Source organism: Acidobacteriota bacterium (genome assembly GCA_009861545.1).
Taxonomy (GTDB): Bacteria; Acidobacteriota; Vicinamibacteria; order Vicinamibacterales; family UBA8438; genus WTFV01.
Map to the genome: position 1 here is coordinate 111,252 of VXME01000067.1, position 14,787 is coordinate 126,038.

Here is a 14,787-nt window from a genome sequence, read left to right on the forward strand (position 1 = left end):
GAGAAGGAGTCCGCCGGTGGCGCCCGACGGCAGGCCCCCGCCTCCGGCGCGAAGCCCGTCAGCGCACGAGCAGCTCCGACGGCCGATGCAGCACGTAGCGCACGAGCCGCCGCCGGCTGACCTCCCCGGCATAGATGTTGCCGTCGAAGTCGACGCCGAGAAACTCGATGCCCGCGCCGACATCCTCGTCGTGCTGGGGAATGAAGTGCGTCACCCACGCCTGGTCGGTCTTCAGATCGCCGATCCGCACGCCCTTGTCCCAGCCGAGGTTGCTGCGCCAGTTGTCGGGAGGTCCCTGGCGCACCATCCCGGACAGGCCGTCGCCGGCGTAGAGGATGTCGTTGTGGTCGATGAAAAGGCCGCTCGGCTTGCCGTAGTGCGTCCAGATGTACAGGAGGTCGCCCTCGGAATCGAACACCTGGATCCGGCTGTTGCCCCGGTCGGCGACGTAGACGCGCCCCTGGGAGTCCATCTTGATGTCGTGCGGATCGCTGAAGCCGGCGGCCTCCTTGCTCTCCGAGCCGACCCCGCCGCCCACCGCCAGCAGAAAGGTGCCGTCACTCGAGAACTTCACGATCCGGTTGTTGCCGCCGCGGTGGCCGTCCGACACCCAGATGTCGCCGTTGGGCGCGACGACGACCCCGGAAGGGCCGTTGAAGTGATGCTCGTCGTCGCCCCAGACGGCGGCCTCGCCCAGGCGCATCACGACCTCGCCACGCTGGTTCAGCTTCAGCACCTGGTGCCCGATGCCGATTCGCTCTCCCGGCGTGGCCCGCGAGTCGCCGTGCGACCCGCCCTCGGTCACCCACAGAAATCCCTCGTGGTCGAGAAAGAACCCGTGCGGGAAGCCGAAGAGCCCGGCGCCGAAGCTGTCGACCAGGTTCCCCTCGAGGTCGAACTTCATGATCGGGTCCAGGTCGGAGCCGGCGCACTGGTTCGCGCCGCAGCGGTCGAGGATCCAGAGGTGCTCGCCGTCGGGATCGGGAAAGACCCCGCTCACCGTGCCCATCACGCGGCCCTCGGGCATCTTCTCCCACCCGAAGGTCGCCCGGTACGGGTTGGTCGTCGACGACTGGGCCTGGACGTCCGCGACCGGACCGAGCAGCAGCCCCGCCAGCACGATCAACGCGACAGCGACTCCGAGAACCGAACCACGTCGACCCGCATTCAGCATTGGCTCTACTCCCTCTCCACTGCGGCCCGGCAAGGACGCGTCCCCCACGTGCTCTGTCGATACGCAATATTAGCGCCCTCCGCCGGAGCGTGCGCGGAGGCCGGAAACGTGCGGGTCCGGGTGAAGTCCGCTACGATTGTCGGGCGCCGTGGCGTCCCAGATTCACCCCTATCGCCGTCCGCCGGCCGGCCACGATCCACCGAACGACGTGCCGGGGTACCGGTCCACCGCGCTGCGCCATCCCGCGCAACCGCTGGTGGTGATTCCGCAGACGCTGTCCGAGATCACCGGTCCCGTCCACGGCTACGGACCGGTGGGACCGCTCGACGGCAACCTGACGCGGCAGCACGACGGCGCACCCGTCGGCGAGCGCATCGTCATCGCCGGGAGAGTGCTGGACGAGGATGAACGACCGGTCCCCGAAACGCTGGTCGAGATCTGGCAGGCGAACGCCGCCGGCCGCTACGCCCACGCGGGAGACACCCATGACGCGCCGCTCGATCCGAACTTCAGCGGGGCGGGCCGCATGCTCACCGACGCCGCGGGCCGGTTCCGGTTCACGACCATCAGGCCGGGGGCGTATCCCTGGGCCAATCACGACAACGCCTGGCGCCCGGCGCACGTGCACTTCTCGGTCTTCGGGCGCAGCTTCCTGACCCGGCTGATGACGCAGATGTACTTTCCCGGCGATCCGCTGCTGGCCCTCGATCCGATATTCAACGCGGTGCCCGACGCCGCGGGGCGCGAGCGGCTGGTGGCTGCGTTCGACCTCGATGTGACGGAGCCCGGACGGGCGCTCGGATACCGCTTCGACATCGTCCTGCGCGGGCGCGACGCCACCCCGCTGCAAGGCTAGGCGCCCGCCATGCTGCCGCTCACACCTGCCCAGACCGTAGGCCCCTTCTTTGCAGTGCTCGTGCCGGAACGGGGCCACCTGGCGCTCGTGACGGACGAGACGCCGGGGGAGCGCATCGTCATCGAGGGCGTGGTCCGCGACGGCATCGGCCAACCGGTGCCGGATGCCCTCATCGAGATCTGGCAGGCGAACGCCGCCGGACGCTGCAATCACCCCGAGGACCCGCGCACCAAGGGGCGCGACCACACGTTCGACGGGTTCGGCCGGGTGCATGCCGACGTCAAGGGCCGCTTCCACATCGAAACCATCAAGCCGGGATCGGTACCCGGACCCAGGGGCCGGCCCCAGGCGCCGCATCTGATGGTCGGGCTCTTCGCCCGCGGGCTGCTGACGCGGCTCGTCACGCGCATCTACTTCGAAGACGAGCCCTGGAACGCCCTGGATCCGATCCTGGCCCACGTCGCGCCGGACCGCCGGCACACGCTCGTCGCGGCACACCGAGGCGCCGGACGGTACGGTCACGCCATCGTGCTCCAGGGGCGGGGCGAAACGGTGTTCTTCGATGTCTGACGGGTCGGATCGGCGATGACCCACGGCGCGCGCCTGCACGCCCGGGTGCTGGGCGACGCGGACGTCGCAGCGCACTTTTCCGGCCGGGCGCAGCTTCAGGCGATGCTGGACGTCGAGGCCGCGCTCGCGGCGGCGGAGGCGCAGGTCGGAGTGATTCCCCCGGGTTGCGTCGCCCCCATCCGGGCCGCCGCGCGGGCCGAGCTGTACGACCGGGTGCGCATCGCCGTCGAGGCGACCGAAACGGGCAATCCCGTGATCCCGGTGGTGCGGCATTTGACCGCCCGGGTGGAGGAGTCGGACGCCGAGGCGGCGCGCTTCGTCCACTGGGGCGCGACCAGCCAGGACGTCCTGGACACCGGTCTGGTGCTGCAACTCCGCACCGCGGTTCCCACCGTGATCGACCACCTGGATCGAGGCGTTCTGGCCGCCGCGGCCCACGCGCGCCGCCACGCCGGGGCGACCATGGCCGGCCGCACCTGGTTACAGCAGGCGACACCGGTGACCTTCGGGCTCAAGGCGGCAGGCTGGGCGGACGCGCTGGACCGCGTGCGGGGCCGGCTGCGGGCCGCGCTCGACGGCGCGCTCGTGCTGCAGCTCGGCGGCGCTTCGGGCACCCTGGCGTCGCTCGGGCCGCAGGGCCCGGCCGTCACCGAGGCGCTGGCCGCCCGCCTCGGCCTGCCGGCCCCGGACGTCCCCTGGCACGCGCACCGCGACCGGTTCGCGCAGCTCGCCTGCGCCCTCGGCATCGCGGCCGGCACGGCCGGCAAGATCGGGCGCGACGTCGCCCTGCTGGCGCAGACCGAGGTCGGCGAAGTCAGCGAGCGGCCGGGGCAGGGACGCGGCGGGTCGTCGACGATGCCGCAGAAGCAGAATCCGGTCGCGGCGTCCATCGCGCTGGCCGCCGCCGGCCGCGCGCCCGGACTGGTGGCGACGATGCTCGGCGCCCTGGTGCAGGAGCACGAGCGCGGCCTCGGCGGCTGGCAGGTCGAATGGGATACGCTGCCCGATCTGGTGGTGATTGCGGCGGGCGGGGCGCGGGCGGCAACCGACGCGCTGGACGGACTGGCCGTCGACACCGGTCGCATGCGCGCCAACGCCGACGCCTCCGGCGGCATCCTCCTGGCCGAATCCGTCGCCATGGCGCTCGCCGGGTCGATCGGCAAGCACGAGGCGCACGCCTGCATCGCGGGGGCGTGCAGGCGAGCCGAGGCCGAGCGACGTCCCCTGGCCGACGTGCTGGCCGACGACCCGCTGGTGGCGCGACATCTCGATTCCGCGGCCATCGCGCGGCTGCTCTCGGCGGACGACTACCTGGGCGCCACCCGCACCTACATCGACCGGGTCCTGGAGCGGCTGGACGCTCCCGGCGGAGACGATGCACGTCGACGCTGACGGCCGCCGGCTCTCGTTCTCGATCACCGGGGCCGGAGCAGGACGGCCGTCGAGCTCCTGACACACCGAGGCTGCAATGGACGACAGCGAACGGCACGCGGCGGGAATGGCGATACGGCGGGAGATTCTGGGCGACGCCTACGTCAACCGGACGGTCGCCGATACGACCGACGCCACCACGGAGATCCAGGACCTGATCACGCGCTACGCGTGGGGAGAAGTCTGGACGCGGCCGGGCCTCGACCACCGCACGCGCCGCGTGCTGGTGATCGGCACGCAGATCGCGCTCCGGCAGTGGGACCAGTACCGGATACACGTGCGGGCGGCGCTCGCCGAGGGCGGGTTCTCCATGGACGACATCAACGAGATCGTGCTCCAGCAGGCGATCTACTGCGGGGCGCCGGCGGCGCTGACGGCCATCAACGTCGCTCGGCAGGTCCTCGACGAGATCGGGGACGGCTCATGACCGCGGGGGATGCCGGCCCGGCCGCCGGCGCCGCGAGCCCCGCCGCACCGGGGTCGGGCGCCCAGGGCACAAGCGGCTCGAACGTCACCACTGCCGGGCTGCTGGGCGCGGCGGCCCTGACCGGCTTCATCCTGATCCTGCCGACGCCGGAAGGGCTCCCGCCGGAGGCGCATCGGCTGGCCGCGCTGTTCGCCGGCGTGCTGGTGCTGTGGTCCACCGAGGCGCTGCCGATCGCGGTGACCTCCCTGCTGGCCCTGGCCCTGCAGCCGCTCTTCGGCCTCACCTCGCTGGTCAGCGGGCGGCCGCCCACCCCCGGCGCCATCTTCGGGGCGGCCGCCGCCAACTTCATGAGCAGCGTCTTCTTCTTCGTGCTCGTGATGTTCGCCATCGCCTACGCGTGGGTGAAGACCGGCCTGGCCCGCCGCTTCGCGCTGTGGCTGATCGCGCGGGCGGGCACCGACGCCACGCGGGCCGTGTACGTGTTCATGATCGGCACCGGCCTGATCTCGATGGTCGTTTCCGACGTGCCCGCCGCCGCCATCTTCATGGCCATCGCCGTCGGCATCCTCGACAAGCTGGGGCTGCGGCCCGGCTCCCGCTTCGGCCGGGCGGTGATGATCGGCATCCCGATCGCGGCGCTGATCGGCGGCGTCGGCACGCCGGCGGGCAGCTCGATCAACCTGCTCGGCCTGGTCATGATCGAGCAGGCCGGCGGCGAGCGCGTCCCGTTCCTGCACTGGATGGCGATCGGCATCCCGATGGTAGCCGTCCTGCTGCCGGTGGCGGCCTGGGTGCTGGTGAAGTTCTTTCCACCGGAGATCGCCTCCATCGGCGACCTGGAGGAGATTCACGACGAGCGGCGCCGGATCGGGCCGGTCAGCACCGCCGAGTGGAAGGTGATCGCCATCATGGGGGCGATGCTCACCCTCTGGATCGCCAGCACGTGGCTGCCGGTGTTCGACACCTTCCTGGTCGCCGTCGTCGGCGCTGTGGCGATGTTCCTGCCCGGCATCGGCCTCTTCACCTGGAAGGAGGTCCAGCAGGTCACCGGCTGGGACACGCTGATGGTGATCGGCGGCGTGACGTCGCTGGGCCAGGCGTCGTCGCGGACCGGTCTGGCGGCGTGGCTCGCCGAGTCGGCCCTGGGCGGCCTCGCCGACTGGAACGCCGTCGCCCTCATCGCCGCGATCAGCGCCTTCACGGTGGTCATCCACCTGATGCTGCCGATCGCGCCGGTCATCAACGCCGTGATGATCCCGCCGATCATGGTGCTCGGCGCGGCGGCCGGCGTGAACCCGGCCCTCTACGCGCTGCCGGTCATCTTCACCGCGTCGTGCGCCTTCCTGCTGCCGCTCGACGCCGTGCCCCTGGTCACCTACAGCCGGGGCTACTACCGGATGTTCGACATGCTGCCGCCAGGCCTCGTGATCAGCGCGGTATGGGTCGTGCTGATGACGGCGCTGCTGATCGTGATCGGGCCGCTGGTGGGGTTGCTGTAGGCCGGACCACGGGTTCCGCCGACACCCGATGCAGGGCGTTGTGGTAACGCCGCTATGCCGCCGGCCGGCCGAGCGTGCTGATCCAGCCGATCACGCAGACGGCGGCGACCCCGACCAGGTTGTGCCACATGAACGACACGTCGGTGAGAGTGGCGACCACGGCCACCGACGCCATGCCGCCGATCAGGCCCCAAAAGGCGCCGGCGGCGGTGGAGCGGGGCATGCCAACCGCGAGGACGAAGACCCCGAGCAGCGAGCCGTAGAAGAATGACCCGAAGCGGTTGACCACCTCGATCAGCGAGCCGAGGTTGGCGGCGTAGAGCGCGATAATCGCGGCGAAGATGCCCCAGAAGCCGGTGGCCAGCTTCGACACCAGGAGATAGTGCGCGTCGGACGCGCCCGGCCGGAAGTGGCGGCGGTAGAAGTCGATGGTGCTGGCCGCCGACAACGCGTTGAGCTCGGCCGCGATGCTCGACATGGCCGCCGCGAAGATGGCGGCGATCAGCAGCCCGACGAGACCGATGGGAAGCTGGGTGGTGATGAAGGTCGGGAAGACGTAGTTGACGTCGCTGTAGGCGGCGTCCCCCGTCACGTCGCGCACCAGGTCTCGCGCACGCGCCCTGACGTCGTTGACCCGTCCGTCGCTCTCCACGAAAGCCGCCGTGGCGGACTGCGCCGCCCCGTCGTCGCCCGCCTGCCGCGCCGCCACCACCGCCGCCGCGTCGGCGCGCCGGTCGGCATGGGCGGCCCGGAACTCGTCGTCGAGCGCGCGGTACTCGCCCGCCCGGCCGCTCGCCTCGACCGCCGCCTCGTGCGACGCGTTGAAGAGCATCGGCGGCTCGGTGAACAGGTAGAAGCAGAAGACGAGCACGCCCATCGTCAGGATGAGCACCTGCAGCGGAATCTTCGCGAACGCGCTCATCAGCAGCGACTGCCGCCCCGCGTCCACCGACTTCGCGGTCAGGTAGCGCTGTACCTGGCTCTGGTCGCAGCCGAAGTAGCCCAGCGCCAGGAACAGCCCGCCGATGAGGCCCGACCAGAAGGTGTAGGTCTCGTTCAGGTCGAAGGTGAAGTCGATCGCCTGCAACCGCCCGGTGGCGCCGGCGACATGGAGCACCGGCTCGAGGCTCACGTCGTCCGGCAGGCCGACGATGAGGGCGGTCACCGCGGCGGTGACGCCGATCATGATCACCACCATCTGCTTGACGTCGGCCCAGGTGACGGCCTGCACCCCGCCCAGCATCGTGTACAGGGTCGTCGGAATCCCGATGGCCAGGATCGTGAGCGGCAGGCTCCACCCGAGCACGATGGAGAGGATGACGGCCGGCGCCGCGATGACCACCCCCGCCCCGAGGCCGCGCGAGAGCAGGAACAGCAGGCTCGTCAGCGCCCGCGTCCGCGCGTCGAAGCGCCGCTCCAGGTACTCGTAGGCGGTGAACACCCGCGCCCGGTGGAAGAACGGCACCAGGGTCACCGACAGGATGATCATCGCCAGCGGCAGCCCGAAGTAGAACTGCACGAAGCGGATGCCGTCGTCGTAGCCCTGCCCGGTGGTGCCGACCAGGGTGATCGCGCTCATCTGGGTCGCCATCACCGACAGCCCGACCGCCCACCACGGCAGCGAGCGCGACGCCAGGAAGTAGCCGTCGACCGCGCCGGTGCCTCGCGCGCGCTTCACGCCGTCGTAGAGGACCCAGGCGAGGTAGGCGACGATGATCGTCCAGTCGAGGAGGTGCATCGGACAGGCTCGGGAGCGGTGTTCACGCGGCGAAGTACCGGGAGAGGAGCCACAGCGCCACGAGCACCAGGACCTCGACGACGACGACCGCGACGTAGATGCGGGTCACAGGGCGAGTATAGCCGGGGAACGGCGGCGGCCCACCGCCGTCTCGTCCTGACCGCTTGACCGCCAATATGGTCTAGTCTAGACTAGTGTATATTTATTGCGACGGCATTAGCCACCGGGAGCGCCGAATGGTCACCTCTGAACGCAAGTCTCCGCGCGCCTGGACCGTCGCCGAGGCGAAGGCCCGACTGTCCGAGGTGCTGCGCCGGGCGGAGGACGAGGGGCCGCAACGAATCGGCACCCGCAAGGAGTTCGTCGTCGTCCCGGCCAGCGTCTGGGACGAGAGGAACGAACCGGGACCGTCGCTGGGACAGTGGCTGATCGCGCACGCCCCTCGCATCGGAGCGCTCGAGCTCCCGCCACGCGATGAAGGAGAGGAGCGTCCCGGCGCGTTCGAGGACTGGACGGAGGACGACTGGAAGGCCCTCGAACAGGAGCACCGCGACCGGGAGACCGGCGAGTGACCGGATTCCTCCTCGACACCAACGTCGTTTCCGAAGCGATCAAACCGGAACCGGACCCCCGCGTGACCGAGTTTCTGCGCGACCGGCACGACCGTGTCTGGCTCTCCGTCGTTGTGCTGTACGAGATGGAATACGGGGTCCACTTGCTCCCGCGGGGACGGCGCCGCCTCGCGGTTGCGACCCTGATCGCCGGGATGGTCACGAACTACGAGAACCGCATCCTGCCGCTGAGTCGCGAGGCTGCCCAACGGGCGGCGATGCTGCGCGCACGGGCACGTCGCGCCGGAAGGCCCGGACAGACTGCCGACGCGCTGATCGCCGGCACCGCCGCCGCCAACGAACTCGTCGTGGCGACCCGCGACACCGGCGACTTCGCCCCCTTCGACGTCGAGGTCCTGAACCCGTGGACAGGCGGCGGGGGTTGACGTCCCCGGTGGTTGGCGTCAGCTGCGACATCGCGGCGAAGGCCGCGGCGCGGATGCGATGGTCAGGATCCATGGCGGCGAAGCCGGCCGGACGTCCGGGCGTGCGACGACGAGCCCTGCCGGACGCGCTTCAAGCGGTGACGGATCATCTCACAGTTGCCGCGACAACTGGCATCTGATCCCAGGTCCGGCCGTCCAGCGTGCGGCCTGCGCGCTTCTTGAACACGCCTCCCCACTGTTTGAAGAAGAACGGCACGTTGCGTCGCACGCACCCGTCCCGGATCGCTCTGACCCACTCGGCCTGCATCGGTCGGGCGCCGGGACCCGATTCGCCCCCGACAATCACCCAGTCGATACCGCTCAAATCCAGACCGGGCAGCGGACCCAACAGAGGCTCCAGCGACAGGAATTTCGTTCGGGCGCCGGATCCCACGAGCAGCGCCCGACGACCGAGCCATCTCTCCGATTCGATACTCGTACCGAGCCAGATGTTCGGCGTCCAATGCAACCGCTTCTCGAATAGCTTGACGCGGTCCGGCCGCTTGGTCAGCACCTGAAAGGCGTGCTGACCGGCTCGGTTCATGACGTCGAACACTGCCTCAATGAACGGCGCCGGCACCGAGCTATGGAAGAGATCCGACATCGAGTTGACGAACACCAGTCGCGGCCGCCTCCAGCGAAGCGGCTCGGCCAACGCGTTCTCGTGCACCGCGACGTCGAATCCGCGCCGGTACTTGCCGACGCCCATGGCCTGTAGCCGCCTCGCCATTCGCTCGGCGTAGCAATGCGCGCACCCCGGGCTGATCTTCGAGCACCCGGTAACGGGGTTCCACGTGGTCTCGGTCCACTCAATGCCTGAGCGCGTGGACATGACTACATGCGATCCAGGATGTGACCTGCGATGCGCGTCGCAGGTCCGATTCCCCGTGGGTTCCCGACACAGAACATGAACTCGAACAGCGGCGATCCAGTGGAGGTCTTGAGACGTCTGGAAGTCGACAGGAAACGCTGGCCGAACAGGCGCTCGAGGTTTTTCTTGTAGATGCTCACCAGGCCGTCGACGCCGCTCTGGCGCTCCGATCCAGAATCTCCAAAGAGATTCCGCTGTGGGCTTTGCGTATACAATTCACGCCAACTCTGATCGCCGAAGACTCGGGTCAGGCGACTCACCCACCCGGGCGAGATGTCATCCGGTTTCCGCGACCTGGGTAGCATGCGAACAATCGCAGAAACGGGGAACAGGATCCATGTATCCAGCGCCTGGAAGTCCGCTATCGCCTTGATGGTGGACCATTCGACCTCGGTGGCGAACGGATCGAGAAACAACACGCCTCGCCACGTACGCCAGTCCTTGCGAAGATCGCAAAGAGAGCTGTTCGCCTCGGAGTTTTCGACCGTGATTCTCCTGCCGGGGTACTCGTCCCGGAGCTTCTCCAGGTGCGCACACCGTGCGGGATCCTTCTCGATGAAGACCAACTCGTCGAACGGCTTGTCGCGGATTTGAATGGCGCGTCGGGTCGAGCCGCCACGGAAGCCCACAGCGTCACGATCCTCTTGCAGGTCGATTAGGCCGGTGCCGGCGAAGGCATCGATGTACACCAGCTTGAACGGCGTGCTCTTCAGCGCCGTCGTGTAGGCATCGAGATAGCGCTCGAGGATTCCCAGCTTTTCTTCTGTCCACGCTCCGCCGAATTGCATCGTCCCTCCGTGCACGACCGCCGTCCGCAGATGATAGCACGGATGTTCGCATTTTATTCGCCACCCCTTCCAGCCGTGCTCATGCTGCCACGCAAGGAACGGCCCGCGCCACGCACTACGCGCGCAGCGTCTGTGGCCGAGACTCGCACAGCACCGGGCTGGAGCGAGGTCAGCACTCGATGACGTTGACCGGCACGTGCACCACGTGCACCGCGAGGCCGCCGCGAGAGGTCTCCTTGTACTTCTCCTGCATGTCGCGGCCGGTGTCGCGCATCGTCCGGATCACCTTGTCCAGCGACACCACGTGCTCGCCGCTGCCGCGCAGCGCCAGGCGCGCCGCGTTGATCGCCTTGACCGCGGCCATGGCGTTGCGCTCGATGCAGGGGATCTGCACCAGTCCGCCGATCGGGTCGCAGGTGAGGCCGAGATTGTGCTCCATGGCGATCTCGGCCGCGTTCTCCGCCTGCGCCGGCGTGCCGCCGAAGACCTCGGTGAAGCCGGCCGCGGCCATCGAGCAAGCCGAGCCCACCTCGCCCTGGGGCGCGACAGCGCCACCGGGCAGGCGCCCCGCGCCCGGTCGTCGGGTCGAACCGGGTTCTCACCGACCTGCCGCGGTGGTACGATCCGGCACAGATGAGCAACGAATCCGCAGCCCCGAAGAGCCTGCCGGTCGCCCGCGTCCTCGTGGGCGTCGTCGCCGTCATCGCCCTGGCCGCGCTCGGCCGGCAGTTCGGCGTCTTTCTCGACCGGTTCGTCGATTGGGTCGACGGTCTCGGGGCGCTCGGACCGATCGTCTTCATGCTGGGCTACGTCGCCGCCACGGTGGCGTTCATCCCGGGGTCCGTGCTCACACTGGCCGCCGGCGCGATCTTCGGGCTCGGGCAGGGGGTCGTCTACGTCATGATCGGCGCCACGACCGGCGCCTCGCTCGCGTTCCTCCTCGCCCGCTTCGTCGCCCGCGAGGCGATTGCTCAGCGGGTGGCCGGGAACCCGCGGTTCGCCGCGATCGACCGCGCCGTCGGACGCGAGGGGTTCAAGATCGTCCTTCTGCTCCGCCTCTCGCCGGTCTTCCCGTTCAACATGCTGAACTACGGCCTGGGGCTGACGAACGTGCGTTTCGTCGACTACGTGGCGGCCTCCATCGGGATGCTGCCCGGCTCGCTCCTCTACACCTACTCCGGCTTCGTGGCCGGCGACATCGTGCGCCTGACCAGCGAGACCGGTCCCGACCGGGGCCCCGGCTACTACGCCGTCGTCGCTCTGGGCCTGCTCGCAACCATAGCCGTGACGACCATCGTCACGCGCACAGCGCGGCGCGCCATCAGGGAAGCGACCGGCGAGACCGAGCCCGCGGCCGGCTGAGTCTCCCGGTGCCGACCTGGCCCGGCAATCGTCCCCAGCGATTCCGATTGCACAACTACCGGAAGGCGTACCGAAGACGCACGCCCGCCCGCCGCGGAGCCAGCACGTTGGCGAAATAGCGGCGCGACCGGAAGCCGTCCTCGGTGACGCCAATCAGATCGGGAGTCTGGCGCACGCCCGTGACCGCGTACTCGTCGAGCAGATTGTCCGCATAGAACGTCAGGGTCCAGGCGTCCCTGGAGATCGATGCCGACAGGTTGTGCAGGTCGTAGGCCGGCAGCGTCTCGCCACCCGCCCGCATCCCGATCCGCGTGAGGACGTCGCCGACGTAGCTGTAGCCGTACTGCACGTCGAACGCCATGTCGTCGCCGAGCAGCGTGGCGTAGGAGGCGAGCAGGCTCCCCTGCTGCCGCGGCGCGCCCGAGAGCCGGTCGCCCGCGAAGGCGTCGGCGCCGCCGTCGAGCAGGCCGGGCGAGTCCACGCTCAACTCCGCACGCGTGTACGACCACGAACCCCGGAGCCGCAGAGCGTCGCTTACGCTCGCGGCCGACGCCACCTCCACCCCGCGGCTGACGGCGCCGCCGCCGTTCAGCGTAATCGGCTCGGCGCTGAAGGGGGTGAGGCCGGCCACCTGGATGTCGGTCCAGTCGACGTGGAACAGCGTGCCGCTGAAGGTGACCCGTTCGTCGGCCCACGAGCGCCGCAGCCCCGCTTCGTAGTTGGTGGTGGTGTCCGGCCGGATCAACGCCTGGTCGGCGTAGATGCAACCCGACTGCGGCGGGTCGTTGGCAGGGTCGGCGTCCGTCAGCAGCGCCAGCTCCTCGTCGGTGCAGACCCGGAAGTTGTTGCCGCCGCCGATGCGATAGCCCTCGGACCGCGTGAAATAGACGTTCGTCTCGTCGTCGAGCCGGTAGCTGAGGCTGCCCTTGAACAGGACGCCGCTGTCATCGGACGCGTAGTCGGTGAACGGCGAGTTGTACATCGGCGTGTACGGGAACTCGGTGAGGTTGCCGGTCGCGACGCCGTAGCCGAACCAGCGGCCGCCCCCCGTCACCCGCCACCGCTCGCCGAGGTTGCGCGAGATCTCGCCGAACAACGCGCGTTCGTCCACCGCCTGCGTGCCGAGGCTGTAGTACTCGACCGGCTCGGCTACGGGGCTGCCGGACAGGATCGGCGTGACGCCGGAGAACGCGGACAGCCCGGGCGCGTACTCGAAGCTCGTCCCGCTGCTGTCGTACCGATTGAAGAAAACGCCGCCGACCCAGCGCCATGGACCGTCGCCGGTGGAAACCAGGCGGGTCTCCCAGTTGAGCCGCTCCTCGCGCGAATCCTCCCGCGTGTAGGCGGAGAACGAGCGAAACTGCGACGTCAGGTCCGCGACCGAGATGCCGGGGTCGAGGGCCTGCGCCCGCGCCAGCGCGGGGAACGTGCCGGGCAGCAGCCCCCCTATGCCGAACGCCTGGATCAGCAGGTCGGTCTGGTCGCGCTGCCCCTGCGCCGAGAATCGGGAGTAGCCGGCCGCCGAGGTCAGCTCCACCGCCCCCGGCGCCCAGGTCACCTCGAGGCTCAGCAGCTCGTTTTTCCGGTCGTTGGGCTCCAGGTAACGGTGCGCGGAGACGTAGCGCCCGGTGTCGAAAGACCGCGCGTGGTTGACCTGCCGCGCGCCCACCCGCTGGTCCTGCAGGTGGTAGGCGAAGAGCGCGGACAGGTCCGCGGTCGCGTTCCATAAGAGGGAGAGCCGCGCTGCGAGCGTGTCCTCGGTGTTGGCGTCCGGCTCCGACCGCAGGTTCGCGGCCACCGCCTGCGGATCCGCCAGGTCCGGCTCCGGCTCGGATACGCCGGGCGTGCGGAGCAGGTAGTCGTAGTCGATGAACCCCGGATCGGCGAAGCGGTCGACGGAACCGCGCAGCGCCAGCCGGCGCTCGACCAACGGCAGGTTGAACGTGAGGCCGGCGTCCGAGCCGGGCGCCCCGCCGTGGGCCAGTGCGAACAGGTCGCCGCGGACCTCCAGCGTGCGGCGTTCGGTGTCCGGGCGGCGCGGTAGATAGCGCACCGCACCGGCCAGCGTGCCGGCGCCGTACAGCGTCCCCTGCGGTCCGAGCAGCACCTCCACCCGCTCGATGTCGTGCAGCCGGAGGTCGACCGCCAGCGGGATGTCGCCGAGGTAGGTGGCGACCCCGTTGTTGTAGTTGTTGCCCGCCGCCTCCGACCCGTTCAGCGCGTCGGTATGCAGGCCGCGCACGATGACGACGTTGCTGCCCCGCGCACCCTGATCGACGACCGTGAGACCGGGAGTCCAGCGCGACAGCTCCGTCAGGTTGTCGATCGCCCGCCGCTCGATGTCCGCGCCGGTCACCGCCGAGATGCTCATCGGCACCTGCTGCAGCGGCTCCTCGATGCGGGTCGCGGAGACGACCACCGCCTCGTCGAACGCCGCCAGTCGGAGGGTGATGCCCGGCAGCTCCACCGGATCGGCAGCGACCTCGACCCCGTCCACCGTCACCTCGCCGAAGCCGCTCAGGAAGACGGTCACCGTGTAGACACCTGGGGAAGGAGCGGCGAACGTGAAGCGGCCCGCGGCATCGGTCACCGTGGAACGCGAACCCTCCGGGCCGCCGAGCAGCGTGACGGCCGCACCGGGCAGCACGGCGCCGGTCGCGTCGACGACCGTGCCGGTGAGCTGCCCCTCCTGCGCGGCGCCGGGCGCCGGCGCGGCGATGACCAGACCGAAGACGACCGCAGAAGTCAATGCGTAGCGAAGCATGGAGCCCCCCTCGGGAACCGGCGTCGAGGTCGGTGCCGAACGCCCGCCGCGAACCGGGAATCGTGATAACACGAATCTCCGCTGGCACACATTCGTTTTATCACGTGTCCGCGGAAACGGGCGATTCAGCGGGTCACCGCGGGGCCGCACCGTTGCCCGCGAGTCGCAGGTTGCGCCGGCCGGACCCGCCGACATAGAATTCTGCCGGCGCGGGCGATCCCCGACGTGAGGGGTCGTGTCGCCCGCGCAGGACACGGGAACACGATTCGAA

At 69.6% G+C, this 14,787-nt stretch carries 13 protein-coding genes and 1 pseudogene; 8 read left to right on the forward strand and 6 right to left on the reverse strand.

Features of this window, described 5'->3' with window-relative positions; genetic code table 11:
• Nucleotides 1-58: 58 nt before the first annotated feature.
• Nucleotides 59-1,174, reverse strand: coding sequence for a hypothetical protein (locus tag F4X11_10835; protein ID MYN65509.1), 1,116 nt, complete (start codon nucleotides 1,172-1,174; stop codon nucleotides 59-61).
• A 160-nt stretch (nucleotides 1,175-1,334) separates the two neighbouring features.
• Between F4X11_10835 and pcaH the strand changes: the two genes are divergently transcribed.
• The 5 genes from pcaH to F4X11_10860 all read left to right on the forward strand — a co-directional run bounded on the left by pcaH (nucleotide 1,335) and on the right by F4X11_10860 (nucleotide 5,957).
• Nucleotides 1,335-2,030: a protocatechuate 3,4-dioxygenase subunit beta gene (pcaH, locus tag F4X11_10840; GenBank protein MYN65510.1), complete on the forward strand. Its 696-nt coding sequence runs from the start codon at nucleotides 1,335-1,337 to the stop codon at nucleotides 2,028-2,030.
• Between the two features lie 9 nt (nucleotides 2,031-2,039).
• Entirely contained in the window at nucleotides 2,040-2,600 is a 561-nt protein-coding gene (gene pcaG / locus F4X11_10845; protein ID MYN65511.1) for a protocatechuate 3,4-dioxygenase subunit alpha, read from the forward strand.
• 15 nt (nucleotides 2,601-2,615) lie between these two features.
• The gene (gene pcaB / locus F4X11_10850) at nucleotides 2,616-3,992 is read left to right on the forward strand and encodes a 3-carboxy-cis,cis-muconate cycloisomerase (protein MYN65512.1); all 1,377 of its coding nucleotides are present in this window, start codon (nucleotides 2,616-2,618) and stop codon (nucleotides 3,990-3,992) included.
• Between the two features lie 76 nt (nucleotides 3,993-4,068).
• On the forward strand, nucleotides 4,069-4,458 hold the full coding sequence (locus F4X11_10855) for a gamma-carboxymuconolactone decarboxylase (protein ID MYN65513.1): 390 nt from the start codon (nucleotides 4,069-4,071) through the stop codon (nucleotides 4,456-4,458).
• Nucleotides 4,455-5,957, forward strand: a complete 1,503-nt coding sequence (locus F4X11_10860) for a DASS family sodium-coupled anion symporter (protein ID MYN65514.1) — start codon at nucleotides 4,455-4,457, stop codon at nucleotides 5,955-5,957. The genes F4X11_10855 and F4X11_10860 overlap by 4 nt, the downstream gene beginning before the upstream one ends.
• Before the next feature lie 52 nt (nucleotides 5,958-6,009).
• Here F4X11_10860 and F4X11_10865 read toward each other — a convergent pair whose 3' ends face one another.
• On the reverse strand, nucleotides 6,010-7,695 hold the full coding sequence (locus tag F4X11_10865) for a sodium:solute symporter (protein ID MYN65515.1): 1,686 nt from the start codon (nucleotides 7,693-7,695) through the stop codon (nucleotides 6,010-6,012).
• A gap of 236 nt (nucleotides 7,696-7,931) precedes the next feature.
• Between F4X11_10865 and F4X11_10870 the strand changes: the two genes are divergently transcribed.
• Both F4X11_10870 and F4X11_10875 read left to right on the forward strand, forming a co-directional pair.
• Nucleotides 7,932-8,267, forward strand: a complete 336-nt coding sequence (locus F4X11_10870) for a type II toxin-antitoxin system prevent-host-death family antitoxin (protein ID MYN65516.1) — start codon at nucleotides 7,932-7,934, stop codon at nucleotides 8,265-8,267.
• Nucleotides 8,204-8,692 carry a type II toxin-antitoxin system VapC family toxin gene (locus tag F4X11_10875; protein ID MYN65517.1) on the forward strand — a complete coding sequence of 163 codons (489 nt, stop codon included), beginning with the start codon at nucleotides 8,204-8,206 and terminating at the stop codon, nucleotides 8,690-8,692. Before F4X11_10870 ends, F4X11_10875 begins: the two co-directional genes overlap by 64 nt.
• A gap of 145 nt (nucleotides 8,693-8,837) precedes the next feature.
• Here F4X11_10875 and F4X11_10880 read toward each other — a convergent pair whose 3' ends face one another.
• From F4X11_10880 to F4X11_10890, 3 genes and pseudogenes are all read right to left on the reverse strand, one after another.
• Complete coding sequence (locus F4X11_10880) at nucleotides 8,838-9,563, reverse strand: phage Gp37/Gp68 family protein (protein MYN65518.1); 726 nt, start codon at nucleotides 9,561-9,563, stop codon at nucleotides 8,838-8,840.
• Nucleotides 9,564-9,565: 2 nt separating this feature from the next.
• Nucleotides 9,566-10,390: a three-Cys-motif partner protein TcmP gene (gene tcmP, locus F4X11_10885; GenBank protein MYN65519.1), complete on the reverse strand. Its 825-nt coding sequence runs from the start codon at nucleotides 10,388-10,390 to the stop codon at nucleotides 9,566-9,568.
• Between the two features lie 169 nt (nucleotides 10,391-10,559).
• Nucleotides 10,560-10,928: pseudogene (locus F4X11_10890) on the reverse strand (L-serine ammonia-lyase).
• Nucleotides 10,929-11,023: 95 nt separating this feature from the next.
• Here F4X11_10890 and F4X11_10895 point away from each other — a divergent pair.
• Nucleotides 11,024-11,752, forward strand: a complete 729-nt coding sequence (locus F4X11_10895; protein MYN65520.1) for a TVP38/TMEM64 family protein — start codon at nucleotides 11,024-11,026, stop codon at nucleotides 11,750-11,752.
• A gap of 55 nt (nucleotides 11,753-11,807) precedes the next feature.
• On the opposite strand, the gene F4X11_10900 is transcribed toward F4X11_10895, so the two are convergent.
• Nucleotides 11,808-14,711: a TonB-dependent receptor gene (locus F4X11_10900; protein MYN65521.1), complete on the reverse strand. Its 2,904-nt coding sequence runs from the start codon at nucleotides 14,709-14,711 to the stop codon at nucleotides 11,808-11,810.
• Nucleotides 14,712-14,787 lie beyond the last annotated feature (76 nt).

Coding starts and splice junctions, on each gene's coding strand:
- F4X11_10835 (MYN65509.1), bottom strand. CDS start 1,174: ATGCTGAATGCGGGTCGACGTGGTTCGGTTCTCGGAGTCGCTGTCGCG.
- pcaG (MYN65511.1), top strand. CDS start 2,040: ATGCTGCCGCTCACACCTGCCCAGACCGTAGGCCCCTTCTTTGCAGTG.
- pcaB (MYN65512.1), top strand. CDS start 2,616: ATGACCCACGGCGCGCGCCTGCACGCCCGGGTGCTGGGCGACGCGGAC.
- F4X11_10855 (MYN65513.1), top strand. CDS start 4,069: ATGGACGACAGCGAACGGCACGCGGCGGGAATGGCGATACGGCGGGAG.
- F4X11_10860 (MYN65514.1), top strand. CDS start 4,455: ATGACCGCGGGGGATGCCGGCCCGGCCGCCGGCGCCGCGAGCCCCGCC.
- F4X11_10865 (MYN65515.1), bottom strand. CDS start 7,695: ATGCACCTCCTCGACTGGACGATCATCGTCGCCTACCTCGCCTGGGTC.
- F4X11_10870 (MYN65516.1), top strand. CDS start 7,932: ATGGTCACCTCTGAACGCAAGTCTCCGCGCGCCTGGACCGTCGCCGAG.
- F4X11_10880 (MYN65518.1), bottom strand. CDS start 9,563: ATGTCCACGCGCTCAGGCATTGAGTGGACCGAGACCACGTGGAACCCC.
- tcmP (MYN65519.1), bottom strand. CDS start 10,390: ATGCAATTCGGCGGAGCGTGGACAGAAGAAAAGCTGGGAATCCTCGAG.
- F4X11_10895 (MYN65520.1), top strand. CDS start 11,024: ATGAGCAACGAATCCGCAGCCCCGAAGAGCCTGCCGGTCGCCCGCGTC.
- F4X11_10900 (MYN65521.1), bottom strand. CDS start 14,711: ATGTCGGCGGGTCCGGCCGGCGCAACCTGCGACTCGCGGGCAACGGTG.